Source organism: Streptomyces sp. KL116D (assembly GCF_030766975.1).
GTDB lineage: Bacteria > Actinomycetota > Actinomycetes > Streptomycetales > Streptomycetaceae > Streptomyces > Streptomyces longispororuber_A.
Genome location: NZ_JASERH010000140.1, coordinates 89,845 through 115,948 on the forward strand (window position 1 = coordinate 89,845; position 26,104 = coordinate 115,948).

At 71.2% G+C, this 26,104-nt stretch carries 28 protein-coding genes; 9 read left to right on the plus strand and 19 right to left on the minus strand.

Features of this window, described 5'->3' with window-relative positions:
* Positions 1-26: 26 nt before the first annotated feature.
* The 11 genes from RBJ77_RS54305 to RBJ77_RS54355 form a co-directional block, all read right to left on the minus strand.
* The gene (locus RBJ77_RS54305) at positions 27-1,280 is read right to left on the minus strand and encodes an SLC13 family permease (protein ID WP_372351793.1); all 1,254 of its coding nucleotides are present in this window, start codon (positions 1,278-1,280) and stop codon (positions 27-29) included.
* Between the two features lie 93 nt (positions 1,281-1,373).
* A complete protein-coding gene (gene gatB / locus RBJ77_RS54310) occupies positions 1,374-2,894 on the minus strand; it encodes an Asp-tRNA(Asn)/Glu-tRNA(Gln) amidotransferase subunit GatB (RefSeq protein ID WP_255968144.1) in 1,521 nt (506 codons plus the stop codon).
* A 19-nt stretch (positions 2,895-2,913) separates the two neighbouring features.
* Entirely contained in the window at positions 2,914-3,153 is a 240-nt protein-coding gene (locus RBJ77_RS54315) for a hypothetical protein (protein ID WP_255968146.1), read from the minus strand.
* Positions 3,150-4,643, minus strand: coding sequence for an Asp-tRNA(Asn)/Glu-tRNA(Gln) amidotransferase subunit GatA (gene gatA, locus RBJ77_RS54320; protein ID WP_255968148.1), 1,494 nt, complete (start codon positions 4,641-4,643; stop codon positions 3,150-3,152). Before gatA ends, RBJ77_RS54315 begins: the two co-directional genes overlap by 4 nt.
* A gap of 5 nt (positions 4,644-4,648) precedes the next feature.
* Positions 4,649-4,945 (minus strand): Asp-tRNA(Asn)/Glu-tRNA(Gln) amidotransferase subunit GatC, encoded by a 297-nt coding sequence (gene gatC / locus RBJ77_RS54325; RefSeq protein WP_018531282.1) that lies wholly within the window; start codon positions 4,943-4,945, stop codon positions 4,649-4,651.
* Positions 4,946-5,207: 262 nt separating this feature from the next.
* Positions 5,208-7,754 (minus strand): EAL domain-containing protein, encoded by a 2,547-nt coding sequence (locus tag RBJ77_RS54330; RefSeq protein WP_372351794.1) that lies wholly within the window; start codon positions 7,752-7,754, stop codon positions 5,208-5,210.
* Positions 7,755-7,992: 238 nt separating this feature from the next.
* Complete coding sequence (ligA, locus tag RBJ77_RS54335; RefSeq protein ID WP_372351795.1) at positions 7,993-10,209, minus strand: NAD-dependent DNA ligase LigA; 2,217 nt, start codon at positions 10,207-10,209, stop codon at positions 7,993-7,995.
* Between the two features lie 32 nt (positions 10,210-10,241).
* Positions 10,242-11,246, minus strand: coding sequence for a methionine synthase (locus tag RBJ77_RS54340; protein ID WP_372351796.1), 1,005 nt, complete (start codon positions 11,244-11,246; stop codon positions 10,242-10,244).
* Positions 11,247-11,283: 37 nt separating this feature from the next.
* Positions 11,284-11,982, minus strand: coding sequence for an SDR family oxidoreductase (locus tag RBJ77_RS54345; RefSeq protein ID WP_372351797.1), 699 nt, complete (start codon positions 11,980-11,982; stop codon positions 11,284-11,286).
* Between the two features lie 16 nt (positions 11,983-11,998).
* Entirely contained in the window at positions 11,999-12,544 is a 546-nt protein-coding gene (locus RBJ77_RS54350) for a TIGR00730 family Rossman fold protein (protein WP_372351798.1), read from the minus strand.
* A 43-nt stretch (positions 12,545-12,587) separates the two neighbouring features.
* Positions 12,588-13,001: a nuclear transport factor 2 family protein gene (locus RBJ77_RS54355; RefSeq protein WP_372351799.1), complete on the minus strand. Its 414-nt coding sequence runs from the start codon at positions 12,999-13,001 to the stop codon at positions 12,588-12,590.
* Positions 13,002-13,103: 102 nt separating this feature from the next.
* Between RBJ77_RS54355 and RBJ77_RS54360 the strand changes: the two genes are divergently transcribed.
* The 6 genes from RBJ77_RS54360 to RBJ77_RS54385 all read left to right on the plus strand — a co-directional run bounded on the left by RBJ77_RS54360 (position 13,104) and on the right by RBJ77_RS54385 (position 16,192).
* Positions 13,104-13,439 (plus strand): DUF427 domain-containing protein, encoded by a 336-nt coding sequence (locus RBJ77_RS54360; RefSeq protein ID WP_255968172.1) that lies wholly within the window; start codon positions 13,104-13,106, stop codon positions 13,437-13,439.
* 123 nt (positions 13,440-13,562) lie between these two features.
* Positions 13,563-13,892: a hypothetical protein gene (locus tag RBJ77_RS54365; protein WP_372351800.1), complete on the plus strand. Its 330-nt coding sequence runs from the start codon at positions 13,563-13,565 to the stop codon at positions 13,890-13,892.
* A gap of 194 nt (positions 13,893-14,086) precedes the next feature.
* Complete coding sequence (locus tag RBJ77_RS54370; protein WP_372351801.1) at positions 14,087-14,440, plus strand: hypothetical protein; 354 nt, start codon at positions 14,087-14,089, stop codon at positions 14,438-14,440.
* A complete protein-coding gene (locus RBJ77_RS54375; protein WP_372351802.1) occupies positions 14,437-15,555 on the plus strand; it encodes a hypothetical protein in 1,119 nt (372 codons plus the stop codon). The genes RBJ77_RS54370 and RBJ77_RS54375 overlap by 4 nt, the downstream gene beginning before the upstream one ends.
* A gap of 27 nt (positions 15,556-15,582) precedes the next feature.
* On the plus strand, positions 15,583-15,867 hold the full coding sequence (locus RBJ77_RS54380) for a hypothetical protein (protein ID WP_372351803.1): 285 nt from the start codon (positions 15,583-15,585) through the stop codon (positions 15,865-15,867).
* A 109-nt stretch (positions 15,868-15,976) separates the two neighbouring features.
* On the plus strand, positions 15,977-16,192 hold the full coding sequence (locus RBJ77_RS54385) for a hypothetical protein (protein ID WP_255968182.1): 216 nt from the start codon (positions 15,977-15,979) through the stop codon (positions 16,190-16,192).
* A gap of 4 nt (positions 16,193-16,196) precedes the next feature.
* Here the strand turns inward: RBJ77_RS54385 and mnmA are convergent, their stop codons facing one another.
* Positions 16,197-17,333: a tRNA 2-thiouridine(34) synthase MnmA gene (gene mnmA, locus RBJ77_RS54390; protein WP_372351804.1), complete on the minus strand. Its 1,137-nt coding sequence runs from the start codon at positions 17,331-17,333 to the stop codon at positions 16,197-16,199.
* Positions 17,334-17,423: 90 nt separating this feature from the next.
* Between mnmA and RBJ77_RS54395 the strand changes: the two genes are divergently transcribed.
* Positions 17,424-18,107 carry an N-acetylmuramoyl-L-alanine amidase gene (locus RBJ77_RS54395; protein WP_372351805.1) on the plus strand — a complete coding sequence of 228 codons (684 nt, stop codon included), beginning with the start codon at positions 17,424-17,426 and terminating at the stop codon, positions 18,105-18,107.
* Between the two features lie 31 nt (positions 18,108-18,138).
* Here the strand turns inward: RBJ77_RS54395 and RBJ77_RS54400 are convergent, their stop codons facing one another.
* From RBJ77_RS54400 to RBJ77_RS54410, 3 genes are all read right to left on the minus strand, one after another.
* Positions 18,139-19,308 carry a cysteine desulfurase family protein gene (locus RBJ77_RS54400; RefSeq protein WP_372351806.1) on the minus strand — a complete coding sequence of 390 codons (1,170 nt, stop codon included), beginning with the start codon at positions 19,306-19,308 and terminating at the stop codon, positions 18,139-18,141.
* A 97-nt stretch (positions 19,309-19,405) separates the two neighbouring features.
* Positions 19,406-19,624: a DUF4190 domain-containing protein gene (locus RBJ77_RS54405; RefSeq protein ID WP_372351845.1), complete on the minus strand. Its 219-nt coding sequence runs from the start codon at positions 19,622-19,624 to the stop codon at positions 19,406-19,408.
* 184 nt (positions 19,625-19,808) lie between these two features.
* The gene (locus RBJ77_RS54410) at positions 19,809-19,967 is read right to left on the minus strand and encodes a hypothetical protein (protein WP_255968190.1); all 159 of its coding nucleotides are present in this window, start codon (positions 19,965-19,967) and stop codon (positions 19,809-19,811) included.
* 134 nt (positions 19,968-20,101) lie between these two features.
* Here RBJ77_RS54410 and RBJ77_RS54415 point away from each other — a divergent pair, with 134 nt between their 5' ends.
* Together RBJ77_RS54415 and RBJ77_RS54420 are read left to right on the plus strand one after the other, a co-directional pair.
* Complete coding sequence (locus RBJ77_RS54415) at positions 20,102-20,725, plus strand: TetR family transcriptional regulator (protein ID WP_372351807.1); 624 nt, start codon at positions 20,102-20,104, stop codon at positions 20,723-20,725.
* A gap of 18 nt (positions 20,726-20,743) precedes the next feature.
* A complete protein-coding gene (locus RBJ77_RS54420; protein ID WP_372351808.1) occupies positions 20,744-21,583 on the plus strand; it encodes an alpha/beta fold hydrolase in 840 nt (279 codons plus the stop codon).
* Here the strand turns inward: RBJ77_RS54420 and RBJ77_RS54425 are convergent.
* From RBJ77_RS54425 to RBJ77_RS54440, 4 genes are all read right to left on the minus strand, one after another.
* Positions 21,543-22,547 (minus strand): helix-turn-helix transcriptional regulator, encoded by a 1,005-nt coding sequence (locus RBJ77_RS54425; RefSeq protein ID WP_372351809.1) that lies wholly within the window; start codon positions 22,545-22,547, stop codon positions 21,543-21,545. The two genes, RBJ77_RS54420 and RBJ77_RS54425, sit on opposite strands and share 41 nt — an antisense overlap.
* A 519-nt stretch (positions 22,548-23,066) precedes the next feature.
* The gene (locus RBJ77_RS54430) at positions 23,067-23,933 is read right to left on the minus strand and encodes a thioesterase family protein (RefSeq protein WP_255968199.1); all 867 of its coding nucleotides are present in this window, start codon (positions 23,931-23,933) and stop codon (positions 23,067-23,069) included.
* A gap of 60 nt (positions 23,934-23,993) precedes the next feature.
* Positions 23,994-24,665: a trimeric intracellular cation channel family protein gene (locus RBJ77_RS54435; protein WP_255968201.1), complete on the minus strand. Its 672-nt coding sequence runs from the start codon at positions 24,663-24,665 to the stop codon at positions 23,994-23,996.
* 28 nt (positions 24,666-24,693) lie between these two features.
* Positions 24,694-26,091, minus strand: coding sequence for a M1 family metallopeptidase (locus RBJ77_RS54440; RefSeq protein ID WP_372351810.1), 1,398 nt, complete (start codon positions 26,089-26,091; stop codon positions 24,694-24,696).
* Positions 26,092-26,104: the final 13 nt, after the last annotated feature.

A 26,104-nucleotide genomic window follows, 5' to 3' on the forward strand; every position in this document is an offset into this window, starting at 1 on the left:
AAGCGTCCGTGACAAAGGTCCAACTGCTAGCCGAGGACGGCCAGTCCGGCCCAGAGCGCGACGGTCGAGGCGAGCAGCGTCGCGGGCACGGTCAGCAGTCCGAGCCGGGTGAACTCGCCCAGCTCCGGTTCGGTGCCGTGGGCGTGCACGATGCGCCGCCACAGCAGGGTCGCGAGGGAGCCGACGTAGGTGAGGTTCGGCCCCAGGTTCACGCCGATCAGCGCGGCGAGCACCGGGCCGGGACCGGCCGGGCCGACCACGGGCAGCAGGGCGAGGATCGCGGGCAGGTTGTTGATGAGGTTGGCGAGCACCGCGGCCACCCCGGCGATCGCGAGCAGCGCGGGCAGCGACGAGCCGTCGGGCAGGAGGCGCCCTATGGCGTCGCCGAGGCCGTTGTCGACGACGGCCTTGACCACGATGCCGAGGGCGAGGACGAAGACGCAGAAGGGCAGGTTGGCGGCCTTGAGCAGTTCGCCGGGGGTGCTGTGGCGCCGGGCGAGCGCCCTGGCGCCCAGCACGGCGGCGCCCGCGAGTGCCGCCCACAGCGGTTCGATCCCGGCGAAGGACGTGACGACGAAGCCCACGAGGGTGAGCGCCAGCACGGTCAGCGTGAACACCGGGACGCCGGTGGGCGCCTCGGCGTCGGGCTCGTGCGCCGGGGCGGCCAGGTCGTCGGCGAAGTACCGCCGGAACACCGCGTACTCGACGGCGATCGCGACCAGCCACGGCAGCGCCATCAGCCCGGCGAAGCGCAGGAAGGTGAGCCCGCTCGCGGCGAAGGCCAGCAGGTTCGTCAGGTTGGAGACGGGCAGCAGGAGGGACGCCGAGTTGGCGAGGTGGGCGCTCGCGTAGACGTGCGGGCGCGGACGGGCGCCGATCCGGGCGGCCGTGGCGAAGACGACCGGGGTGAGCAGGACGACAGTGGCGTCCAGGCTCAGTACGGCGGTGATCGCGGCGGCCACGGCGAAGACGCCGCCGAGCATGCGTGTCGGGCTGCCGTGACAGGCCCGGGCCACGGCGTCGCCGGCGGCCTTGAACAGGCCCTCGTCGGCGCAGAGTTGGGCGAGGAGGAGGATCGCGGCGAGGAAGCCGACGACCGGGAGGAGGTCCTTCGTCTCGGCCCAGGCGTGGGTGGCGCTGACGCTGCCGGTGGCCACGGCGACCGCTGCGGCCGGTACGGCTACGACGGCCTCCGGCCAGTTGCGGGGGCGGACCACCGCGAAGGCGAGGGTGAGCAGGAGGAGGGTGACGGCCAGCACTTCGGCCGAGGTCGTACTCAAAAGGTGCTGCTCCGTTCCACGGGGCTCCGCCCCGGACCCCGCTCCTCACACGCCGGAGGGGCTGGACGTGTCCAGCCCCTCCGGAAAAGACACTCAGCCTTCGCTGACGCCCAGCTTCTCCAGGATCAGTTCCTTGACGCGGGCCGCGTCGGCCTGGCCCCGGGTCGCCTTCATGACGGCGCCCACGAGCGCGCCGACGGCGGCGACCTTGCCACCGCGGATCTTGTCGGCGATCGCGGCGTTGCCCGCGATCGCCTCCTCCACGGCCGTGGTCAGCGCACCCTCGTCGGAGACGACCTTCAGGCCGCGCTTCTCGACGACCTCGTCGGGCGTGCCCTCGCCCTTGAGGACGCCGTCGATGACCTGGCGGGCCAGCTTGTCGTTCAGGTCGCCCTTGGCGACCAGCTCCGACACGCGCGCCACCTGCTCCGGCGTGATGGGCAGCTCGCCGAGCTCGACGCCCTGCTCGTTCGCGGAGCGGGCCAGCTCGCCCATCCACCACTTGCGGGCCGACGTGGAGTCCGCACCGGCGTTGATGGTGGCGACGATCGGGCCGACGGCCGCCGCGTTGCGGATCGACTGCATGTCGTGGGCGGTGATGCCCCACTCCTCGATCAGCCGGTTGCGCTGCGCGAGCGGCAGCTCCGGCAGACCGGCACGCAGCGCCTCGACCCACTCGCGGGACGGGGCGACGGGGACCAGGTCGGGCTCCGGGAAGTACCGGTAGTCCTCGGCGTTGTCCTTGATGCGGCCGGAGGTGGTGGAGCCGTCCTCCTCGTGGAAGTGCCGGGTCTCCTGCACGATCGTGCCGCCGGAGGAGAGCACCGCCGCGTGGCGCTGGATCTCGAACCGGGCCGCACGCTCCACGGAACGCAGCGAGTTCACGTTCTTCGTCTCGCTGCGGGTGCCGAACTTCTCGGTCCCGTGGGGACGCAGCGACAGGTTCACGTCGCAGCGCATCTGGCCCTTGTCCATCCGGGCCTCGGACACGTCGAGGGAACGGATGACCTCGCGCAGCTCCGCGACGTACGCCTTCGCGACCTCGGGGGCCCGCTCGCCCGCGCCCTCGATGGGCTTGGTGACGATCTCGATGAGCGGGATGCCGGCCCGGTTGTAGTCGAGCAGCGAGTGCGAGGCGCCCTGGATGCGGCCGGTGGCACCGCCGACGTGCGTCGACTTGCCGGTGTCCTCCTCCATGTGGGCGCGCTCGATCTCCACGCGGAAGACCTCCCCGTCCTCCAGCTGGACGTCGAGGTAGCCGTTGAAGGCGATGGGCTCGTCGTACTGGGAGGTCTGGAAGTTCTTCGGCATGTCCGGATAGAAGTAGTTCTTCCGGGCGAAGCGGCACCACTCGGCGATCTCGCAGTGCAGCGCGAGGCCGATCTTGATGGCCGACTCGACGCCGATCTCGTTCACGACCGGCAGCGCGCCGGGCAGACCGAGACAGGTCGGGCAGGTCTGGCTGTTGGCGTCCTGCTTCAGCTCGGTGGAGCAGCCGCAGAACATCTTCGTCTTGGTGCCGAGCTCGACATGGACCTCGAGGCCCATGACCGGGTCGTACGACGCGAGTGCGTCCTCGTACGACAGCAGCTCGGGAGTGGTCGTGGCAGTCACGATTTCTGGTACTTCCCTCTCAGCCCAGCAGGACGTCGTCGTCGCCCAGGCGCTTCAACTCGCGCAGGAGCAGGGCGAGGCCCGTGGCGATGGCGGCGGCGGAGACGACGGCGTCGACGAGGCGCAGCGTGTCGTTCTCGCTGCGGGCCTTCTTCGCCTGCTTGGCGACGCTGAGCGCGCCGAAAGCGGTCGTCCCGATCGACAGGTACGTGCCGGACTTGGACTTCTTGAAGCCCTTGGCCTTACCGATTGCACTCACAGCGACGGAGCCTCCTCGAGCAGCGGGTGTCCCCACTTTTCCACGAAGGCGGCCTCGACGGCGGCGCCCACCTTGTACAGGCGGTCGTCCTTCATGGCGGGGGCGATGATCTGCAGGCCGACCGGCAGGCCGTCCTCGGGGGCCAGGCCGCAGGGCAGCGACATGGCGGCGTTGCCGGCCAGGTTGGTCGGGATGGTGCACAGGTCCGCGAGGTACATCGCCATCGGGTCGTCGGCGCGCTCGCCGATCGGGAAGGCGGTGGTCGGCGTCGTCGGGGAGACGATGACGTCGACCTGCTCGAACGCGGCCTCGAACTCGCGCGTGATGAGCGTGCGGACCTTCTGGGCACTGCCGTAGTACGCGTCGTAGTAGCCGGAGCTCAGCGCGTACGTGCCCAGGATGATGCGGCGCTTGACCTCGTCGCCGAAGCCGGCCTCGCGGGTGAGCGCGGTGACCTCCTCGGCGGAGTGCGTGCCGTCGTCGCCGACCCGCAGGCCGTAGCGCATGGCGTCGAACCGGGCGAGGTTCGAGGAGCACTCGGACGGCGCGATCAGGTAGTACGCCGACAGCGCCAGGTCGAACGTCGGGCAGTCCAGCTCGACGATCTCGGCGCCCAGCGACTTCAGCAGCTCGACGGACTCGTCGAAGCGCTGCACGACACCGGCCTGGTAGCCCTCGCCGCGGAACTGCTTGACGACGCCGACGCGCATGCCCTGCACCGAGCCGTTGCGCGCGGCCTCGACGACCGCGGGGACCGGGGCGTCGATGGACGTGGAGTCGAGCGGGTCGTGGCCGGCGATGGCCTCGTGCAGCAGGGCCGCGTCCAGGACCGTACGGGCGCAGGGCCCGCCCTGGTCGAGGCTGGAGCTGAAGGCCACCATGCCGAAGCGGGAGACGCCGCCGTAGGTCGGCTTGACGCCGACGGTGCCGGTGACGGCGGCGGGCTGGCGGATGGAGCCGCCGGTGTCCGTGCCGATGGCCAGCGGGGCCTGGTACGCGGCGAGGGCGGCGCTGGAGCCGCCACCCGATCCGCCGGGGATGCGGGTCAGGTCCCACGGGTTGCCCGTCGGTCCGTACGCGCTGTTCTCCGTCGACGACCCCATGGCGAACTCGTCCATGTTGGTCTTGCCGAGGATGACGACGTCGGCGGCCTTGAGGTTCTTGACCAGCGTCGCGTCGTACGGCGGGATCCAGCCTTCGAGGATCTTGGAGCCGACGGTGGTCGGGATGCCCTCGGTGGTGAAGATGTCCTTCAGCGCGAGCGGGACGCCGGCCAGCGGGCCGAGCTTCTCGCCGGCGGCGCGCTTGGCGTCGACGGCGGCGGCCTGCTTCAGGGCGCCCTCGCGGTCGACGTGCAGGAAGGCGTGCACCTTCTCGTCGACGGCCTCGATCCGGGCCAGGTGGGCCTCGGTGACCTCGACGGCCGTGAGCTCGCCGGAAGCGATCTTCCCGGCGATCTCGGCGGCGGTGAGCTTGATGATGTCCGTCATGGTGATTAGTCCTCCCCCAGGATCTGCGGCACCTTGAAACGCTGCTGCTCCTGGGCCGGGGCGCCGGAGAGCGCCTGCTCGGGGGTGAGCGACGGACGGACCTCGTCCGCGCGCATGACGTTCGTCAGCGGCAGCGGGTGGGAGGTCGGCGGTACGTCTTGGTCGGCGACCTCGCTGACGCGGGCGACCGCGCCGATGATGTCGTCGAGCTGGCCTGCGAAGTGGTCGAGCTCTTCGGGCTTCAGCTCCAGACGCGCCAGCCGGGCGAGGTGGGCGACCTCCTCGCGCGTGATGCCAGGCATGCAGCGATCCTCTGGGGTGAGTGTGTGTGGTTTGGGCCCAATCCTATGGGGCGCGGGCCCGTGCCCCCTAAACGGTTTCCCCGGAGCCGCCGATCACCTCGGCGTCGCGCTCACGAACGAGCACACAACGAGCACACATCGGGTGACCATTCTTGGGGGCGCGGGGAACTGCGCGCCCGGCCACGACGAGCCCGCACCCGCCGACGAACCCCCACAGCCCCCCCCACCCGGAGGGCGCCCCCGCCCCCGCTTCGGGCCGAGCTCAGCTGAAGGGCCGGGGATCGTCTCCCTGAGCCGCCGGAAGCGCCGCAGGCTCCCGCTGCCAGCCCCGGTCGCCCCGGGCCCGCAGCCAGGCGGTCGTCTCGTCCGGCGGCATCGCGGCGGCGACCAGCCACCCCTGCACCGCGTCGCAGCCGAGGTCCCGCAGCCGCTCCCACGTCTCGTCGTCCTCGACGCCCTCCGCGACGACCAGCAGTCCGAGGGAGTGCGCGAGGTCGACGGTGCAGCGCACGATCTCCGCGTCCTCGTTGTCCACGGCGAGGCGGGCCACGAAGGAGCGGTCGATCTTCAGCTCGCTCACCGGGAGCCGCCGCAGGTGCACGAGCGACGAGTAGCCGGTGCCGAAGTCGTCGAGCGACATCTTCACGCCGTGCCCGGTGAGCCCGGCCAGGGTGTCGGCGGCGCGCTGCGGGTCCTCCAGGAGCACGTGCTCCGTTATCTCCAGCTGCAACGATCCGGCCGGGACCCCGTGCCGGGCGAGCCGCGCCGCGACCGCCCCGGCGAACCCGGGCGTGTGCACGTCACGCGGTGACACGTTCACCGCGACCGGCACGTGCAGGCCCTGCGCCCGCCAGCGCGCGACCTGCGCCAGGGCCGTCTCCAGCACGTACTCGGTGAGGTGCGGCATGAGCCCGGACGACTCGGCGATGGCGATGAACTCGTCCGGCGGAACCTTCCCTCGCTCCGGATGCACCCAGCGGACGAGCGCCTCCAGACCGGCCACCTGCCCGTCGAAGCGCACCTTCGGCTGGTAGTGCAGCTCCACGTCCCCGGCGTCGAGCGCGCGGCGCAGATCGCCCAACAGGCCCAGGCGGTCCGGGGTGTTGGAGTCGCGCTTCGACTCGTAGACCTCGACGCCCGTGCGGTCCCGCTTGGCCTGGTACATCGCGACGTCGGCCCGGCGCAGCAGCCCCTCGGCGTCCAGCGCGTGGTCGGGGAAGACCGCGAGTCCCGCGCTCGCCTCAAGCACCAGCGTCAGCCCGTCCAGGTCCAACGGCGAACCGAGCGCCGCGACGAGGTTGCGGGCCACGCGGGTCGCGGACGTCGTGGAGTCGGCGACCGGGAGCAGCACGGCGAACTCGTCGCCGCCGAGCCGCGCGGCCTCCGCCCCGCGCGGCAGGGCGGCCCGCAGCCGGTCCGCGATCTGCAACAGGAGCCGGTCACCGGCGAGATGACCGAGCGTGTCGTTGACCGACCGGAAGCGGTCGAGGTCGATCAGCATGAGCGCGCTGCGCGCCCCGATCCGCTCGGCGTCGTCGAGCGCGGTCCAGGTCCGCTCCAGCAGCCACTGCCGGTTGGGCAGCCCGGTGAGCGGGTCGCGCAGCTGCTCCTCGGCGCGGGCCCGCGCGATCCACAGCGTCGAGTCGAGCGCGATCAGCGGGACCGCGAACAGCGGCAGCAGCACGGGCAGGGCGATCGCGACGACGCAGACCAGCGGCGCGATGCCGAGCAGCGCGACACCGACCAGGCCCTGCCGGACGAGCGCCGTGCGGGCGACCGTGGGCAGTCCGTGGGGGCGCGGTGCGTGCACGTACCAGAGCAGCGCCCGCGTGACCAGCAGGTACGCGGACGCCACGAGGACGACTTCGGGGACCGCGTACAGGTCCCAGGTCTCCGGTTTCCACGGGGACTCGACCGACGGCACCCGGCCGAACGCGGCGAGCACCAGCGCGCCCGCCCCGATCCCGAGGATGTCGATGGCGCCGTGCAGCACGCCCTGGCGCCAGCGGTGCCGGCGGGCGGCGCCGACGAGGACGACGACGGTGAGGCTGACCATCCCGGCGGGCACCCAGCCGTACAGGAGCAGCACGGCGAGGGTGAGGGCGGCACCCGATCCGGTGCCGCCCCACCAGCGGTCGCGGCCGAGCGCGACGAGATGGCCGACGATGATGCCGGTCAGGACGGCGAGGGACCAGCCGACGGTGCCGGACGGGAAGAGGGCGTGGCTGCCGGTGAACGCTCGGTAGAAGCCGGCGGCGAGGACCACGGCGGCGCCGGTGACGATCGCGCCGGGCAGCAGCGGGAGCGCGGCGGCCCGCGAGGTGTCGGCGGGGCCCGTCTGGTGGTTGCGCGCGGGGGTGGCCGCGCCGACCCGGCCGCTGCCGGGCGGCCCGACGGGTGCGCCCGGCACGCCGGCGTCCGCGGTCACTCCGGTGGCGAGGCCGCCGTGCACCGCGGGAGCGCCCGGGACGCGGGCACCCGCCGTGCGGCGCTCACCCGGTACGACGGCCGCGCCGGGGCCGGTGCCCTCGGGGTCGGCCGGGCGTGAACTGCCGCTGCCCGCAGGGGGCGAGAGGCCCGGTGGGCCGTCGGCCGCGGCCCTACGTGTCCGATCCGCGCCCGGGCGGACGAGACCCAGTCCGCTCCCGCGCCACCAATTGCGCCAGTTCACCACACCACCGCGCTCGTTCTCCCCGCGACCGCTCTCGATGCCGTCGCCCCCGTCCGTGCTTCGAGCCGTGCCGCCGCGCCGAACGCGTCGGCGCGGGCGCAGGCGTGAGTCCGGGGCGGCGCTATCGGTCGGTTCCATTCCCGTCCCTCTCACAGCCGGCGGTGCCCACGTCCGCTGCCCGCTCCCCCGCTCCGGATGAGCTTCTGATGAGCAGGAGATGCCCCATCCGCAGCAGGACACGGCAGGCGCACACCTCAACAGTAGGCCGCAGAAGGCTTCCACGGGCACCAGACGGACGCGCCCGAGCGCGGTTGCCCGAATGCGACCCGGCCACTCGTATGCATCTGGTATGCGCTGAACGGGTGGTCTTCAACCGCTACTGCTGGGTCGACTCTTCGGCGGGAAGCGCCACGTCGGTGGCTGCTTCCGGCCCCTGTTCGAGCAGGACGGCGAACCCGTCCTCGTCCAGAACCGGAACCTTCACCTGCATGGCCTTGTCGTACTTCGATCCCGGGTTGTCCCCGACGACGACAAAAGACGTCTTCTTGGAAACGGAACCGGTCACCTTGGCGCCTCTGCTCTGCAGGGCCTCTTTTGCGCCATCCCGCGTGAAGTTCTGCAGGGTGCCGGTGACGACGACCGTGAGTCCTTCGAGCGGCCGCGGCCCCTGCTCCTCGCCGGCGCCCTCCTCCTCCATGCGGACACCGGCCTCGCGCCACTTGCGCAGGATCTCGCGGTGCCAGTCCTCGGCGAACCACTGCTTCACGGAGGCGGCGATGATCCCGCCGACGCCGTCGGTCGCGGCGAGCTCCTCCTCGGTGGCCTCGTCGATGCGGTCGATGGAGCGGAAATCGCGGGCGAGGGCCTCGGCGGCGACGGGGCCGACGTGCCGGATCGACAGCCCGTTGATGATCCGGGCCAGGGGGCGGTCCTTGGCCGCGGCGATGTGCTCCAGCATCGCGACCGCGTTCTTCTTCGGCTCGCCCTTCTGGTTGGCGAAAACCGTGACGACCTTGTCCTCACCGGTCTTCGGGTCGCGCTTGGGCAGTCCGCTGTCGGCGTCGAGGACGTACGCCCTGATGGGCAGGATCTCCTCGATGGTGAGGTCGAAGAGATCGCCCTCGTCGGTGAGCGGCGGCTCGGCGGGCTCCAGCGGGGCGGTGAGCGCGGCGGCGGCGACCTCGCCGAAGTTCTCGATGTCGAGGCACTGGCGGCCGCCCAGGTAGGCGAGGCGCTCCCGCAACTGGGCGGGGCACGTCCGCGCGTTCGGACAGCGGAGGTCGATGTCGCCCTCCTTCATGGCCCGCAGCGGGGTGCCGCACTCGGGGCAGTCGGCGGGCATCACGAACTCGTACTCGCTGCCGTCGCGCAGGTCGACGACGGGGCCGAGGATCTCGGGGATGACGTCACCGGCCTTGCGGATGACGACGGTGTCCCCGATGAGGACACCCTTCTTCTTGACGATCTCCTGGTTGTGCAGCGTCGCGAACTCGACCTCGGAGCCCGCCACCGTGACCGGCTCCACCTGCGCGTACGGCGTGACGCGGCCCGTGCGGCCGACGCCCACCCGGATGTTCACCAGCTTGGTGTTGACCTCTTCGGGCGGGAACTTCCAGGCGATGGCCCAGCGCGGGGCGCGTGCGGTGGAGCCGAGGCGGCCCTGGAGCGGGATCTCGTCGAGCTTGACGACGGCACCGTCGATCTCGTGCTCCACGGAATGGCGGTTCTCCCCGAAGTACGCGATGAACTCCCGGACGCCGTCGAGGTCGTCCACCACCTTGTTGTGCTTCGCGGTCGGCAGGCCCCATTCGTGGAGGAGGTCGTACGCCTCCGAGAGGCGGACGATGTCGAAACCCTCGCGGGCGCCGATGCCGTGGACGACCATGTGCAGCGGACGCGTGGCGGTGACGCGCGGGTCCTTCTGGCGGAGCGAACCCGCCGCCGCGTTGCGCGGGTTGGCGAACGGCTTGTCGCCGGACTCCACCAGTCGCGCGTTCAGCTCCTCGAACTTCTCCATGGGGAAGAAGACTTCGCCGCGGATCTCGACGAGGGCGGGGATGCGGTCGCCCTTGAGGCGGTCGGGGATCTCGGCGATCGTGCGCACATTGGGCGTGATGTCCTCGCCGACGCGGCCGTCGCCGCGGGTGGCGGCGCGCGTCAACCGCCCGTTCTCGTACGTCAGGTTGACCGCGAGGCCGTCGACCTTCAGCTCGCACAGGAAGTGGTAGTCGGTGGTGCCGACGTCCTTCTGGACGCGCTCGGCCCAGGCCGCCAGCTCCAGGTCGTCGAAGGCGTTGTCGAGGGAGAGCATGCGCTCGCGGTGCTCGACGGACGTGAACTCCGTCGCGTAGTTCCCCGCGACCTTCTGCGTCGGGGAGTCCGGGGTGCGCAGCTCCGAGTACTTCTCCTCCAGCGCTTCCAGGGAGCGCAGCAGCTTGTCGAAGTCGGCGTCGGAGACGACCGGCGCGTCCTTCACGTAGTACCGGAAGCGGTGTTCCTCGATCTGCTCGGCGAGCTGGGCGTGCTCGTCCCGCGCCTCGGCGGGCACGGAGTCCTTCGTCTCCGGCGTGTTTCCAGCGCTTGCGGCAGCCACCGTCTCGTCCTCCCGATTTCCTTCGTCCCCGGTCACTCAGGGTTGTCCGCGAGTGATCTCGCCGCCCGGGCGCAGTGGGCGAGGGCCGCGCGGGCGTACGCGGGAGAGGCGCCCGCGAGTCCGCACGACGGGGTGACCACGACCGCATCCGCGAGCGATCCCGGATTCAGCCCCAGCCTGCGCCACAGCGTCCTGACACCCATGACGCTACCGGCAGGGTCTGACAATGGACCGTCGACGCCGGGCACGACACCGGCGAACAGCTTCGTGCCCGCCTCCACCGCTTCACCGATCGACTCCTCGTCACGCTCCGTGAGGAGGGCGAGGTCGAAGGAGACGGCGTCGGCGCCGGATCGGCGCAGCAGTGCGAACGGCACGTCGGGGGCGCAGGAGTGCACGACGGTGGGGCCGTCGTGCACGTCGATCACGTCCCGCAGCGCGCTCTCGACGAGTTGGCGGTCGACGGCGCGGTGCGTGCGGTAGCCGCTGGCGCTCTTGACCTGTCCGCGCAGGACGGCGATGAGGGAGGGTTCGTCGAGCTGGAGGACGAGCCGGGCGCCGGGGACCCGGCGGCGGACGTCGGCGAGGTGGGCGCGCAGCCCCTCGGCGAGGGATCCGGCGAGGTCGCGGCAGGCGCCGGGGTCGGAGAGCGCCACCTCCCCGTTCCGCAACTCCAGTGCGGCGGCGAGGGTCCACGGCCCGACGGCCTGGACCTTGAGCGGGCCCTCGTACCCCTGCGTGAACTCCTCCAGCGCGTCGAGGTCCTCGCCGAGCCAGGACTTCGCGCGTTTGGTGTCGCGGCCCGGCCGGTCGCCGATCCGCCAGCCGCTGGGCTCCACGCGCGCGTAGAGGTCGACGAGCAGCCCCGCGGTCCGGCCGATCATGTCGGCGCCGGGACCGCGTGCGGGCAGCTCGGCCAGGAACGGGAAGTCCTCGAAGGACCCGGTCACGGTCTTGGCCGCCTCGCGGGCGTCACCGCCGGGCATCGAGCCGATGCCCGTGGCCGGCCCCCACCTGAAGTCGCTCTTTTCGCTCACCCAGGAAGGGTACGTAACGCCCGGGGCGGCCCGTCCATCAGCGCCCGGGGCGCACTGTCAGGTCGTTGACCTCCGCGTCACGCGGCAGGTCGAGCGCCATGACGATCGTGGTGGCGACCGACTCGGGGTCGATCCAGCGGGAGGCGTCGTACTCCTTGCCCTCCTGCTGGTGCACCTTGGCCTGCATGGGGCTGGCGGTGCGGCCGGGGTAGACGGTGGTGACGCGCACCCCGTTGGCGTGCTCCTCGTGGCGCAGCGAGTCGGCGAGCGCCTTCAGGCCGTGCTTGGAGGCGGCGTACGCGGACCAGTCGGCGGAGGCGTTGAGCCCCGCGCCGGAGTTCACGAAGAGCACGTGTCCCTGGGCGACGCGGAGCTGCGGCAGGAAGTGGCGGGTCAGCTCGGCGGGGGCGACGAGGTTCACCTTGAGCTGGTGCAGCCACGTCTTCGGGGTGAGCTCGCCGACCGGGCCGAGGTCGACGACGCCCGCGACGTGCAGCAGCGAGTCGATCCGGTCGGGCAGCGTCTGGTGCGAGAACGCCCAGGACAGCTTGTCGGGGTCGGAGAGGTCCCCGACGAGCGTCCTGGCGCCGGGGAACTCGGCGGCCAGCTCCTTCGCGCGCCCCGCGTCGCGCGCGTGCAGGAAGAGTTCGTCCCCGCGCGCGTGGAGGCGGCGGGCGACGGCGGCGCCGATGCCGGAACCGGCACCGGTGATCACATGGGTGGTTGTGCCTGTCATGGCCGCCATGCTCGCACTACTCGATGCCGCGCGACTCTTCCAGGTAGGCCAGGGCGCCGACGGGCTCCTCGGCGAAGAAGACGAGGTCGGTGAGGGGGATCGGCAGGAACCCCTCGTCCTCCATGCGCCGGAACTGCTGCCTGAGTCCGTCGTAGAACCCGGCCGAGTTGAGCAGCACGATGGGCTTGTCCGTCTTCCCGTGCTTCTTCAGCTCCAGGATCTCGGTGGCCTCGTCGAGCGTCCCGGTGCCGCCCACCATGATCACGACGGCGTCGGCCTTCTCCAGGAGCAGCGCCTTGCGCTCGGCGAGGTCCTTGGCGATCACCATCTCGTCGGGCGCGGTGACGGTCCGCGCCTTGGCGGCGAGGAAGTCCACGGAGACCCCGACGAGCCGCCCGCCGGCGTCGGCCACCCCGTCCGCGACGACCTTCATGAGCCCGCTCTCGCTGCCGCCCCACACGAGCGTGTGGCCGCCCTTGCCGAGCAGCTCGGCGAATTCGCGGGCGGGGCGGGTGTAGCGGTCGTCGAGGTCGGCGGCGGAGAGGAAGACACAGATGTTCATGGCGTCCACGGTACGGCCCGTCGCCCGCGGTCCTCGCCGGCCCTCATGCGCCGCCCTTGCCGCCGAGCGGGACCCGGCGTGCGACCACCTTCCGGTGCGCGATCCGCCAGCCGCCGTCGCCGCGTACGACGGTGTCCTCGTAGGTCACGCTGCCGCTGGTGCCGTCGGCGTTGATGCCGAGCCCCTTGGACAGGACGTGGACGCGGTCGTCCGTGACCTCGGTCAGGACGACGTTCGTGACGTGGTGCGCGACGGGGTTGCCCGCGCCCAGGGCGAGCGCCGCGTCGCGGATGGCGGTCACGCCCCGCAGCGGCGGCCCGCCGAAGTCCGTGACGTCGTACACCACGTCGACGGTGAAGAGCTCGTCCAGCCGGTCCAGCTCACCGGCGTCGAACAGGTGGCCGTGCAGCGCGAGCAGTTCGGTGACGGCGGTGCGGTCCTCGGGGGTGAACGCCATGGCGGTCCTCTCGTCGCCCGTGATCCTTCCAGACGGCCCGGACGGGTGCCGCGCGCCGGGAAGAACCCCCGCGCGCCGGGCGCTGCCCTATACATGGCTCACATGACGCAAGGATCCGCAGGACACACGATCACTGTCGAGCAGAGCGCCGAACATGTGCGCGTCGTCCGTGACGGGCACGTGCTGGCCGACAGCACCCGCCCGCTGGTGCTGCGCGAGACGGGCTGTCCCGTCCGCTACTACCTCCCTCCGGAGGACGTCCGCACCGACCTCCTCTCCCCCTCGGACACGACGACGTACTGCCCCTTCAAGGGCACCGCCTCCTACTGGTCGCTCCCGGACGCGCAGGACCTCGTCTGGGCCTACCCGGAGCCCAAGAGCGAAGTGGCCGCCATCAAGGGGCACTTGTGCTTCTACGAGGTCGAGGTGGTGGGATAGGGCGGTGGGGCAGGCCCGGCGGAGCGGTCCCCCACGCACACGAAGGGGCGGGCAGAAGTGACACAGGGACCGGGATACGGGCAACAGGGCGGCGCGCCGGGTGGTTTCGGCGCGCCCCCTCCCATGTTCCAGCCCGCGCCGGTGCCGGTGCCGATGCCGATGCCTTCGCCCGGGGCGGGGCCGGAGTTCGTGGCGGCGGACCAGTACAACGGGCTGGTCGTCGATGCCGACGGCGTCCACTTCGAACAGGGCCCGCACGCCATCGACCTGCCGTGGGCCCGCCTCCGTACGGTCCAGTTCCAGCCGCTGGACGCCGGGGTGACCGTCACCGCGGTGACCGTGGACGGCCCGGTCTACACGTGCGCGGTCCGGGCCCGCCGCCGCTCCCAGGCCCGGACGTGGTGCGCCGAGCTCCCCCCGGTCCTCGCCCACTACTTGCAGGGCCGCGCCTGATTCACCATTCACCTCCGCCGGACGGGAGTTGACTCCTCGCCCGATCGGATGAGGCGGTGCGGCGGCGCGCGATCAAGACCCCGTTGAGCGGTTTCGTTTCGCCCGGGGCCGCGCCGTCGCTCGGTGTGCTTTTCGCAGGGAATGACATCACTACTGTGCCGCTCTCCCGCGCTACCGCACCGAGGAGACGCCTGGTGACCCCCGAGACCCCGCCCCCGCTCGACCGGGCGGCGTACATGGACCTGACGGACGATCCCGTCCAGCAACGCTTACTGCGCAAGGCACTGGAGGTGTTCCGGCAGGGCGGGGGTGGCCCCGTCCTGAGGGAGCTGGCCCAGGAGGTACTGGCCGGCCGCATCGCCCTGCGTGACGCGGTGCGGATCCCCGCCTACGCGGAGGCGGTCCTCGACCAGGGCCACGAGTTCCGCACCCGGTGGGAGTCGATGCCGAACTCCGAACGGGAGGCGCTCGCGCGTGATGGCGAGCGGCAGGTGGCGGAGGAGCGGGCGCTCATGGAGGCGGAGCGTGTGGGGAGGGGGCGGTTGTGACGCTGGCCGTTCGGTCCGACGACGTGGTCGGCTACGCAGACCTGGTGCGCCGGGCAAGCGAGGACAGCGGCAGTGCAGGCGCGTATCTGGCCCGCAGCACCGGCATCAAAGCTTCGGCAACTGCACCTCTCTGGGACAAGGTGCTGGGGCACCACGAGGAGCAGGTACGGGACGCTCGCGATCTCCTGAGCCGCTTCGGCACGATCCTTCAGGCGTCGAAGAGCGAACTGAAGAAGACCGCCGCCTGGTACGACTCGATCGACCTCGACACGGCCAGAAAGCTGGACGCCACCTACCCGTCCGGCCATTCCGCCCCGGTTCCCCGTGTCGTGCCCCACGGCGCCACCTCGTTCCGCGATGTGCGCGATGCCGTCAGCCGCCTCAAACCCCCCGGAGGGGCGGACGGCTGGCTGCAAGGGCACCTGGCAGAAGCCGCATTCGCCCCCGCCAACAAGGGGGTCGGCACCCTGCTGGACTTCGGCAGCCCATCGGCCTTGGTCAACGAGGGCCTCAAGCTTGCTTTCGGGTGGGACATCCTGGGCTATTTCGCCAACCTCTTCGGAGGCGACTGGCAGAACTACGCAGGGTGCGCCGATGCCTGGAAATGTCTTGGTGACGCCTGTGCCGACATGGCCGAGAACATCCGGCACGGAAACGGCGTGCTGAGTACCACGTGGCGCGGAAATGCCGCAGAGGCCGCATGGAAGTACTTCGACAACATCGCCAAGAAGCTCGAGGCCGCGCGCGATGCCTTTCACGACCTGTATGACCTCTACAGGAGAGTGGCCACGATGGTCTACTCGGTCGCCGAGACAGCCAAAGGGGTCCTGGCAGAGGTGTGCGACGAGGGCGTGCAAGCCGCCGTGGCAGCCGCGGCTTCGACTGCCCTGGCGGCATCCGGAGTCGGGTTCACCGGAGCGTTCATCGGCGCGGCGTTCGCCGCGCAGCGTGTGGCCTCCATGGTCGCGAAGTACAAGAGTCTCGTGGAGAAGTACGAGCACCTCATGCAGGCCGTCAACGCGGCTTTCGCCGCGGGCGGATTCATCTGCTCCGTCAGCAAGGACGTGCGGGACTTCCCGGTCGTTGGCAAGAGTTACGACAACGCACTCGTCTAGTCACCGATCGAGACGCAAGGAAATCACGTGGAACTCGGACAGCGGAACCGCCCCAGAACACAGGCGGAAAGAGTTCAGGAGAAGGTGGCGTTCCTGACTGCCATGCTGTGCGCGCTTGCGACAGGGAATCTGATTGTGGATCTCTGGAGAGGGATGTTCTCCCTCACCTGGTTCGCCGCCGATCTCGTCTTGATCTGCAACGGGTTCATCGCATTCCAGGGCTGGCGAAAGAAGCACTTTCCACTTACCGCCATCGCCGTAGTCGTGCTGCTCGGGTTGGCAGGCGTGAGCGGTCTGTTCATGTCTGCGTGACCACCCGGCAGTCACGTTCCATTCCGCCATGAGAGATCAGATGAACTTAGAACATCCCATGCCCAGTGAGGCAGAATTTCACCACAACCAGCGCATTATCACTGCCTGGGTGAGCGTCTTCACCGCCGTCTGTGGGTACGTGACGGTGCCCCGGGCACTGCGCGGCGTCATCACCTGGCCCCTGATCGGCCTCCAACTGGTCCTGCTCTACGGCCTCTGCCTGGCTGTCCAGGGATGGCGGCGCAAACAGCCCATGCCGTCGTGTGCCGCCCTGCTGGTGGTGCCGGGCATGCTGTTGGCCGCGTGCCTCTTGAAGTTCACGTAAGCCGTCAGACCCCCGCCGCCACCCGCTCCGTCGTGGCAATGGTCGCCGACCCCACCACACGCGTCCCGTCGTACAGGACGATCGCCTGGCCCGGTGCCACGCCCCGGGCCGGCTCCGTGAAGTGGACGTGGAGTTCGTTGTTCAGGAGGTCCGCGGTGACTTCCGTCTCGCCGCCGTGGGCGCGCAGCTGGGCCGTGTACGTGCCGGGGCCCGAGGGGGGCGTGCCACACCAGCGGGGCTTGATCGCTGTCAGGGACGTGACGTCGAGGGAGGCGGCGGGGCCCACCGTCACCGTGTTGTTCACCGGGGAGATGTCCAGGACGTAGCGGGGCTTGCCGTCCGCCGCGGGGGTGCCGATGCGCAGGCCCTTGCGCTGGCCGATCGTGTAGCCGTAGGCGCCCTCGTGGGTGCCGAGCTTGGTGCCCTGCTCGTCGACGATGTCGCCCTCGGACTTGCCGAGGCGGGCCGCGAGGAAGCCCTGGGTGTCGCCGTCGGCGATGAAGCAGATGTCGTGGGAGTCGGGCTTCTTGGCGACCGCGAGGCCACGTCGCTCCGCCTCCGCGCGGATCTCCTCCTTCGTCGTCTCCGTGTCGCCCAGCGGGAACATCGCGTGGGCGAGCTGCCGGTCGTCCAGGACGCCGAGCACGTACGACTGGTCCTTGGCCATGTCGGAGGCCCGGTGCAGCTCGCGCTCGCCGGACTCCGTGAGGATCACCTGCGCGTAGTGGCCGGTGCAGACCGCGTCGAAGCCGAGGGCCAGGGCCTTGTCCAGGAGCGCGGCGAACTTGATCTTCTCGTTGCAGCGCAGGCACGGGTTCGGCGTGCGGCCGGCCTCGTACTCGGCGACGAAGTCCTCGACGACGTCCTCGCGGAAGCGGTCGGCCAGGTCCCACACGTAGAAGGGGATGCCGATGACGTCGGCCGCGCGGCGCGCGTCGCGGGAGTCCTCGATGGTGCAACAGCCGCGGGCGCCGGTGCGGAAGGACTGCGGGTTCGCCGAGAGGGCCAGGTGAACGCCGGTCACGTCGTGGCCCGCTTCCGCGGCGCGGGCCGCCGCCACGGCGGAGTCGACGCCTCCCGACATGGCGGCGAGGACGCGGAGGGGGCGGTCGGTGGGGAGCATCGAGGTCTGCGAAGTCATAGCACTAACAGGGTAAGGGGCCACGGGAACCGAATCCCGCGGATATCCGTTGTGGATCTCGTACGGGCTGGTGGGGGACGGGGGCGCCACATGGGGAAGCAGGGAGCCGGCAAGGGCCGGGACGGGGATCGGGTGATCAGCCGGCGGGCCCTGATCGTGGGCGGTGCGGCGTCCGCGGTGGGCATCGGACTGCTCGCCCGCAGTGACCTCGCCCGCATGTGGTGGCAGGTGCCGGGCGTCGACAAGCCGCGCAAGGCCGGTGAGGTCGACTTCAAGGGCGCGGAGTGGGTGGCCGCGGCCGCGGCGAACTGGCGGCGGGCGGACCGGCCCGCGGACTATGCGATCGACCGCGTGATCATTCACGTGACGCAGGGGAGTTATCAGGGGACCTTGAAGGTGTTCAAGGATCCCTGGCACGGGGCCGCCGCGCATTACGTGGTGCGGCAGGACGGGCACATCGCGCAGATGATCCGGGAGCTGGACGTCGCGTTCCACGCGGGGAACAAGGACTTCAACCAGCGCAGTGTCGGCATCGAGCACGAGGGGTTCGTGGACCGGCCGCAGGACTTCACGGCCGCCATGTACGAGGCGTCGGCGCGGCTGACCGCCCGGATATGCAGACGCTACGACATACCGGTCGACCGGGAGCACGTCATCGGGCACGTGGAGGTGCCGGGGACGGACCACACCGATCCCGGTCCGCACTGGGACTGGGACCGGTACATGAAGCTGGTGCGGGCGGCGTACGACCGGGCGGGGTCCGCCAAGGCGTAGCCGCACGTAGCCGCATGTAGCCGTCGCGGCGCTACGAGAGGCCCGCCGACCTCGCCCGCTCCACCACCGGTCCGATCGCCTGCGCCACCGCCTCCACGTCCGCCTTGGTCGACGTGTGGCCGAGGGAGAAGCGGAGCGTGCCGCGGGCCAGGTCGGGGTCGGTGCCGGTGGCGAGGAGGACGTGGCTGGGCTGGGCGACGCCCGCGGTGCAGGCGGAGCCGGTGGAGCACTCGATGCCCTGGGCGTCGAGCAGCAGCAGGAGCGAGTCGCCCTCGCAGCCGGGGAAGGTGAAGTGGGCGTTGGCGGGGAGCCGGCCCGCGCTCGCCGGGTCGCCGCCGAGGATCGCTTCGGGGACGGCCGCGCGGACCGCCGTGACGAGGGCGTCGCGCAGGCCGCCGATCTCGCGGGCGAACCAGTCGCGCTGCTCGGCGGCGATCCGGCCGGCCGTGGCGAAGGCGGCGACGGCCGGGACGTCGAGCGTGCCGGAGCGGACGTGCCGCTCCTGGCCGCCGCCGTGCAGGACGGGGACGGGGGTGTGCTCGCGGCCGAGGAGGAGGGCGCCGATGCCGTAGGGGCCGCCGACCTTGTGGCCGGAGACCGTCATCGCCGCGAGTCCGGAGGCCGCGAAGTCGACGGGGACCTGGCCGTAGGCCTGGACCGCGTCGGCGTGCAGGGGGATCGCGAACTCGGCGGTGACGTCGGCGAGTTCGCGGACCGGCTGGATGGTGCCGATCTCGTTGTTCGCCCACATGACCGTGGCCAGGGCGACGTCGTCCGGGTTGCGTTCGATCGCGTCCCGGAGCGCGTCGGCGTGGACGCGGCCGTGGGCGTCGACGGGCAGGTACTCCACCGTCGCGCCTTCGTGCTCGGCGAGCCAGTGCACGGCGTCGAGGACGGCGTGGTGCTCGACGGGGCTGGCGAGGACGCGGGTGCGGGCCGGGTCGGCGGCACGGCGCGCCCAGTACAGGCCCTTGACGGCGAGGTTGTCGGCCTCGGTGCCGCCCGAGGTGAAGACGACCTCGCTGGGGCGGGCGCCGAGGGATTCGGCGAGGGTCTCGCGGGACTCCTCGACGGTGCGCCGGGCGCGGCGTCCCGCGGCGTGCAGGGACGAGGCGTTGCCGGTGACGGCGAGCTGGGCGGTCATCACCTCGACGGCCTCCGGAAGCATCGGAGTGGTCGCGGCGTGGTCGAGGTAAGCCATGGTGGGCACGATTCTACGAGCCCGTCGGCGGCCCTCCGCCGCCGCGTGGGGTCCCGTCCCACACGGTGGACATCGAACGGCGGACTTCGGCGGGGTGTCAGCCCGTGATGCTCCAGGACATCGTGCCGTCCGCGGCGATGAGGGCGCCGAGCACGACGAGGTCGGCGATGCCGAGACCGAGGCCGAGCAGGGCGCGCCCGCGGCGGGTGGTGCCGCGCCACAGGGCGAGGCCGGCGAGGACGATCGCGACGGGGCCGAGGAAGACGTTCAGGACGAGCAGGCCGACGAGGCCGAGGACGAACGAGGCGACGGCCATGCCGTCGGTGTCCCGGCGGCCGACCGGGCGGTCCGCACGATCCCGGCCGACCTGACCGTCCTGACCGTCCTGACCGGCCTGGCGAACCGAGGACTCGGATTCTGCGGTGAGCTGCATGGTGTACCCCCTGATGGACATGGACACGGGCGTGAACACGGGTGTGGACACGGGCGCGGACGCGGTGTCAGTGCTGGTGGCGGCGGGCGTGGCGCTCGCGGATCGCGAAGACGGTCAGCCAGACGCCGATGACGGCGGCCGCGACGAGAGTGAAGGAGAGCGGGGCGTGGGCCACGGTGCCGAGGGCGAAACCCAGGAGCAGGAGGGCCGCTACGAGGAACAGCATGGAGAACCTCTCGAGGACGTCACGGAGTTGGTTCGAGTTGGCCCGGGTGAGCGGGTTACAACTGTTCACTGACTGACGAGTCTAGCGCTGGACACGGGTTCCCAATTACAGAGAACAGTTGTTAACTGGATGACATGAGTCACACCCTCGGCATCCGGCAGGCACAGAAGCAGAAGACCCGACAGGCGCTCCTGGACGCCGCGTTGGAGCTTCTGGAGGAGCAGAGCCTCAGCAGCCTGGGGCTGCGCGAGGTCACGCGCGCCGTGGGTGTGGCCCCGACCGCCTTCTACCGGCACTTCGACAGCACGGCCGACCTCGGTGTCGCCCTGGTCGAGGAGGCGCTCGGCAGCCTGCACGCGGTGATCCACGACGCCCTGACGGCGACCTGGGACAGCGACGAACGCATCGCGCGCACGGTCGAGTTGATCGCCCGTCACGTCCGCGCGTACCCCGCTCACGTGCGCTTCATCGCCCGTGAGCGGCACGGTGGGGTCCGGCGGGTGCGGGAGGCGATCAGCGAGCAGCTCGGGCAGTTCGCGGAGGAGGTGCGCGCGGCGCTCCGGCTCGACCCGGAGGCGGCGGGCTGGACCGAGGAGGACCTCTTGATGCTGGCCTCCCTGTACGTCGACCACATGGTGATCACGGCATCGGCGTTCCTCACCACCGCCCCGGAGGACCTCGCCCGGGTGTCCGGTCTCGCCGAGCGGCAGCTGCGCCTGGTGACGCTCGGGCGAAAGCACTGGCTCGACCTGTCATGAGCAACTAGCCTTACGGTCATGACAGCAGCCGTGTGGAACCTCGACCGCAGCTACTCCAGCTCGTCCGGCGAGATCCGGTGGGCCGCGCTCGGCCCGGCGGACGCACCGCCCGTCGTCCTCGTCCACGGCACGCCGTTCTCGTCCTACGTGTGGCGGGGCCCGGCCCGCGCGCTCGCCGCCCGGCACCGCGTGTACGTGTGGGACCTGCCCGGCTACGGCGCCTCCGCGAAGCACCCCGGCCAGGACCTCTCGCTGGACGCCCAGGCCCGGGTCCTCGCCGATCTGCTCGACCACTGGGGCCTGGCCGAACCGGCCGTCGTCGCCCATGACTTCGGCGGCGCGATCGCGCTGCGCGCGCTGCTGCTGCACGGCGCGCGGTACTCGCGGCTCGCCCTGGTCGACCCGGTGGCGATCGCGCCGTGGGGCTCCCCCACGTACCGGCTGCTCGGTGAACACTCCGACGTCTTCCGGCAGTTGCCCGCCGATCTGCACGAAGCCCTCGTGCACCGGTACATCAGCTCGGGCAGCCACCAGGGCCTGCACCCCGACACGCACGCACGGCTCGTGGAACCCTGGCTGACCGAGGCGGGCAAGGACTCCTTCTACCGGCAGATCGAGCAGAACGACCAGCGGTTCACCGACGACATCCAGGGCCGTTACGGGGAGGTGGACCTGCCGGTGCTGGTCTGCTGGGGCGCCGAGGACACCTGGATCCCGGTGGCCAGGGCGTACGAGCTGGTCAAGCTGATCCCCGGTGCCGAGCTGCGGATCGTCGAGGGCGCGGGTCATCTCGTCCAGGAGGACGCTCCGGCCGAACTCACGGTGGCGCTTGGGGAGTTCCTGCGTACAGCCGGGTGACGGCGGCCGCCGCGTTCGCCAACTCCGCGCGGACTTCGGGTGGTTCGAGTACTTCGAGGTGGTCGGCGAAGGGCAGCAGGGTGCGGGTCGCGGCGAGGATGCCGAAGCCGAGTCGGACCGTGATCCACTCGCCTGCGCCGTCGCCCTCGGGGTCCTCGGGGTTCTCGGGGCCCACGGGGTTCTCGATCAGGGAGTTGCCGCACATCTTCAGGAACAGGTCGTAGCGGCTGCGGTGGACCCGGGCGGTGACCGCGATGCCGCCCGGGCGGACCTCGACGCCGTGCTTCAGGACGGCCCAGACGTCGGCGAGTTCGACGCCCGCGCGCCGCTGGACCGGTGCGTCGGTGACGGTGACCGCGTGCATCCGGTCGGCGCGGAACAGGCGGGGTACGGCGCGGCGGTCGGCCACCAGGTACCAGACGCCGGCCTTGGAGACGAGGCCGTACGGGTCGACGGTGTACGTGCGGGGGGTCTCGGTGCCGCTGTGCCGGTAGCGGATGCGCAGGCGGCGGTCGGCGAAGACCGCGTCCTGGAGGGCGCTGACGTCGATCTCGCGCGGGGGCGGGCCCATCCACCGGGACGACTCGACCAGGATGCGGCGGCTGGTCAACTCGGCGGCGGGGCGGTGGGGTTCGGGCAGGGCCGCCATCACCTTGCGCAGGGCCGAGCCGAGGGCCTCGTCCAGGCCCAGGGCGGCGTGGGCGCCCTGGGCGGCGAGGATGAACAGGGCGCGGGATTCGTCGGCCGTCAGGCCGGTGACGTCCGTGCGGTAGCCCGGCAGGAGCGTGATGCCGCCGTGGCGGCCGCGCTCGGCGTAGACCGGGACGCCGGAGGCCGAGAGGGCTTCGATGTCGCGGTAGATGGTGCGGACGGAGACTTCCAGGCGGGTGGCCAGGTCGTGGGCGGGGACGCGGCCGCGGGTCTGTAGCAGCAGGAGGATCGAGAGCAGGCGGTCGGACTTCACGCGCTCAGCCTGCCGCGTACGCTTGGCTGTCGCCATGTTCGGGTGCGGGTGGGCGGGCCTTCTCGCGCAGTTCCCCGCGCCCCTGAAAAGCCGACTGCGTCCGCTCGCGCAGGGATTCGTCGCGGCCTGCCGACCAGTGGGGCCTTCTCGCGCCGTTCCCCGCGCCCCTGAGCGTCTGCCATGTGGTGGCCGGATCTTCGAGCGCGGGTTTCGTCGTGGTTGCTCGCGCAGTTCCCCGCGCCCCTGGAAGGCATGCGCTTCGCGCAGCCTTCCCCCGCTGGGGAGATGCCGTCCGAAGGGCGCATCTCCCCAGGGGCGCGGGGAACTGCGCGAGCAACCACGACGAACCGCAGCCCGCGATGAAAGCCCCGCCCGGCAGACGTAGCCGGCCTTTCAGGGGCGCGGGGAACTGCGCGGGCAACCACGACGCGACCCGCGCTCGAGAGCACACCGCGACACCGCAGATGCTCAGGGGCGCGGGTAACTGCGTGACCAGGCCCCACGTATCCGCAGGCGTCGCTAGCCGAGGCGGACCCTGGCCAGTTGGCGGGACTGGGCCACCAGGCGGTCGGCCGAGTCCCAGACCTCCGCGTCCTCCTCCAGGAAGCCCCCGGCAAGGTTCCGCGTCGTGATGGAGACGCGCAGCGGGCCGGGGGCCGGGCGGCAGCGGATGTGGGTGGTGAGTTCGACCGTGGGGACCCAGCCCTTGAGGCCGAGCTCGAACGCGGTCGGCGGCAGCGCGTCCACCGCGAGGAGCAGCGAGAACGGATCGGCGTCACGCCCGTCGGCCAGGCCGAACCACGCACGCATCTCGCCCTTGCCGGACGGCGCGCCGAGCGCCCACCCCAGCGTGGCCGGGTCCAGCTTGAGGGCGAGACGGTCGGTGATCGCCGAGCTGCCGGGGACCGGCGGCGCCCCCTCGGGCGCGTCACCGGCGCCGAAGCACTGGTCGATCGGCGGGATGGCGGGCGGGGTGGCGCTGGTGCGCACGTCGTCGGGGAGCGCGTCCAGGTCCCCGTACGACGCGAGGACGCGGATGCGCTCGACCTCGGAGCCGTCCTCCGCGTACTGGAACAGGGAGGCCTGCCCGGTCGAGAGGGTGCGGCCGGTGCGGACGACGTCGGTGCGGATCACGGCCGGGCCCGGCGCGGACGCCGTGAGGTAGTGCGCCGAGATCGTGAACGGGTCGGCGTGCGGCAGGGCGTCCGCGAGGGCGCGGCCGAGGACTGCCAGCAGGTAGCCGCCGTTGACGGCGTTGATGATCGTCCAGCCCTCGGAGAGGTCGATGTCGTAGACACCGGGCTCGCCCGGCCGCCGGGTGACGGCGGTGTCGCGGTCGAACTCACTGTCCCCGATGCGGGCCTGCGTGGATGCTGCTTCTGCCATGCAGGAAACGTACAACAGGAAATTACTAAGCGGTAGCTTCGGTAGCTGACGGGCTCCGCGCTAGAGCGTCTCCTCCGTCACGTCCACCCCTGTCGACCTGCGGTTCCAGGCCCGCGGCGCCCGCCAGTGGTAGCGCATCGCGAGCAGCCGCAGGATGAAGGCGGTGAGCACGGCGGTGCTGCTGCTGAAGGCGTTCAGGGTGTCGAACCGGATGCACAGCACGACGATCACGGCGCCGACCATCGCCGGGACCGCGTACAGGTCGCGGTCCCAGCGCACGAGCGAGGGCACCTCGTTGGCGATGATGTCGCGCAGCACACCGCCGCCGACCGCCGTGGCGAGGCCGAGCGCGGCGGACGCGGTGAGGCCGAGCCCGTAGTCGTACGCCTTGGTCGTGCCCGTGACGCAGAACAGGCCGAGGCCCGCCGCGTCGAAGACGTTCACGGCCGTCTGGGTCCGCTCGACCTCCGGATGCAGGAAGAAGACGAGCGCGGCGGCGACCAGCGGGGTCGTGAAGTAGCCCAGGTCGGTGAAGGCGGCCGGCGGTACGGCGCCGATGACCAGGTCACGGAAGACCCCTCCGCCCAGGGCGGTGACCTCGGCCAGCGCGGCGATCCCGAAGACGTCCCAGTTCTTGCGGACGGCCATCAGAGCACCGGAGATCGCGAAGACGAAGATGCCGATGAGGTCGAGCCAATGCTGGACGGAGGGGGTGAACAGTTCCTGGATCACCCGAACATTTTGCCTGCCGGTCAGAGCGCTACAGACTCGGCTTGCCCGTCGTGAACAGCCAGGTGTCGAAGAGGTCGTCCAGCTGCTGCCCGGAGACCCGCTCGGCGAGGGCGATGAAGTCGGACGTCTGCGCGTTGCCGTAGCGGTGCAGCTTCGTCCACGTCGGCAGCAGCTTGAAGAACGCCTTGTCACCGATGCGCTCGCGGAGCATCTGGAGGGTCATCGCGCCGCGCTGGTAGACCGCGGAGGCGAACATCGTGTCGCGCTGCGGGTCGCCGACCTTCGTCTGCCAGAAGGCGGAGTCCGCCGGGCGGGAGTTGTAGCCCGCGAGGAACGAGTCGTGGGCGGAGGCGCCGCCCTTGTGCTCGGTCCACAGCCACTGCGCGTACGTGGCGAAGCCCTCGTTCAGCCAGATGTTCTTCCACTGCTCGACGGAGACGGAGTCGCCGAACCACTGGTGGGCCAGCTCGTGCACGATCGTCGACTCGGAGCGGACGGCCGAGTAGATGGGCTTGGACTGGGTCTCCAGGGAGAAGCCCGCCTGCGGCATGTCGTCGACGATCGCGCCCGTCTCCTCGAAGGGATACGGGCCGAAGACGCTCGCCCAGTAGTCGGTGGCCTCGGCGGTCACCGCGTAGACGTCGACGGTGTTGCTGTTCGCGAGGACCGGGTCGATGGCGACGTAGATGGGCGTACCGGCCGGGGTCCGGCCCGACTTCACGTCGAACGTGCCGATGGTGGCGGTCGCCAGGTAGGTCGCCATCGGCTTCGACTCGCGCCAGTGGTGGACGGTGCGGGTGCCCTTGTCGGTGTCGTACGTGTCGACGAGCCGACCGTTGGACACGCCGGTGAGGCCCTTGGGCGCCTTGATGCGGATGTCGTACGTCGCCTTGTCGGCGGGGTGGTCGCTCGACGGGAACCAGGTGGAGGCGGCGTTCGGCTCGCACGCGACGAAGACGCCGTCGGTGGTCTTCATCCAGCCGTAGTCCGAGCCGAAGACGATGGGGCCGCTGAGGGCCTCGGGGACGCCGCCGTACGTGACCGTGACCGAGAACGTGGCGTTCTTGCGCAGCGAGGTGCGCGGGGTGACCACGATCTCGTCGCCCGAGCGGCTGAACTGCGCGCGTCTGCCGTTCACCTCGACCCCGGTGACCGTGAGCTTCTGCAGGTCGAGGTCGAAGGAGGAGAGGTTCTGGGTGGCGCGGGCGGTGAGGGTGGTGCGGCCGTCGAGGCGGTCCGTGTCGGGGTCGTACGCGACGTCGAGCGCGTAGTGGCGGGCGTCGTAGCCGCCGTTGCCGAGCTGCGGGAAGTACGGGTCGCCGATGCCGTCGGAGCCGGGGGTGGGGGCCGGGGCCGCGGCGATCAGGGTGAACGAGGCCGCCGCGACGGTGAGGGCGGCGAGGCGTGCCGAACGGGAGAGGGCCATGGGCGTGCGTCCC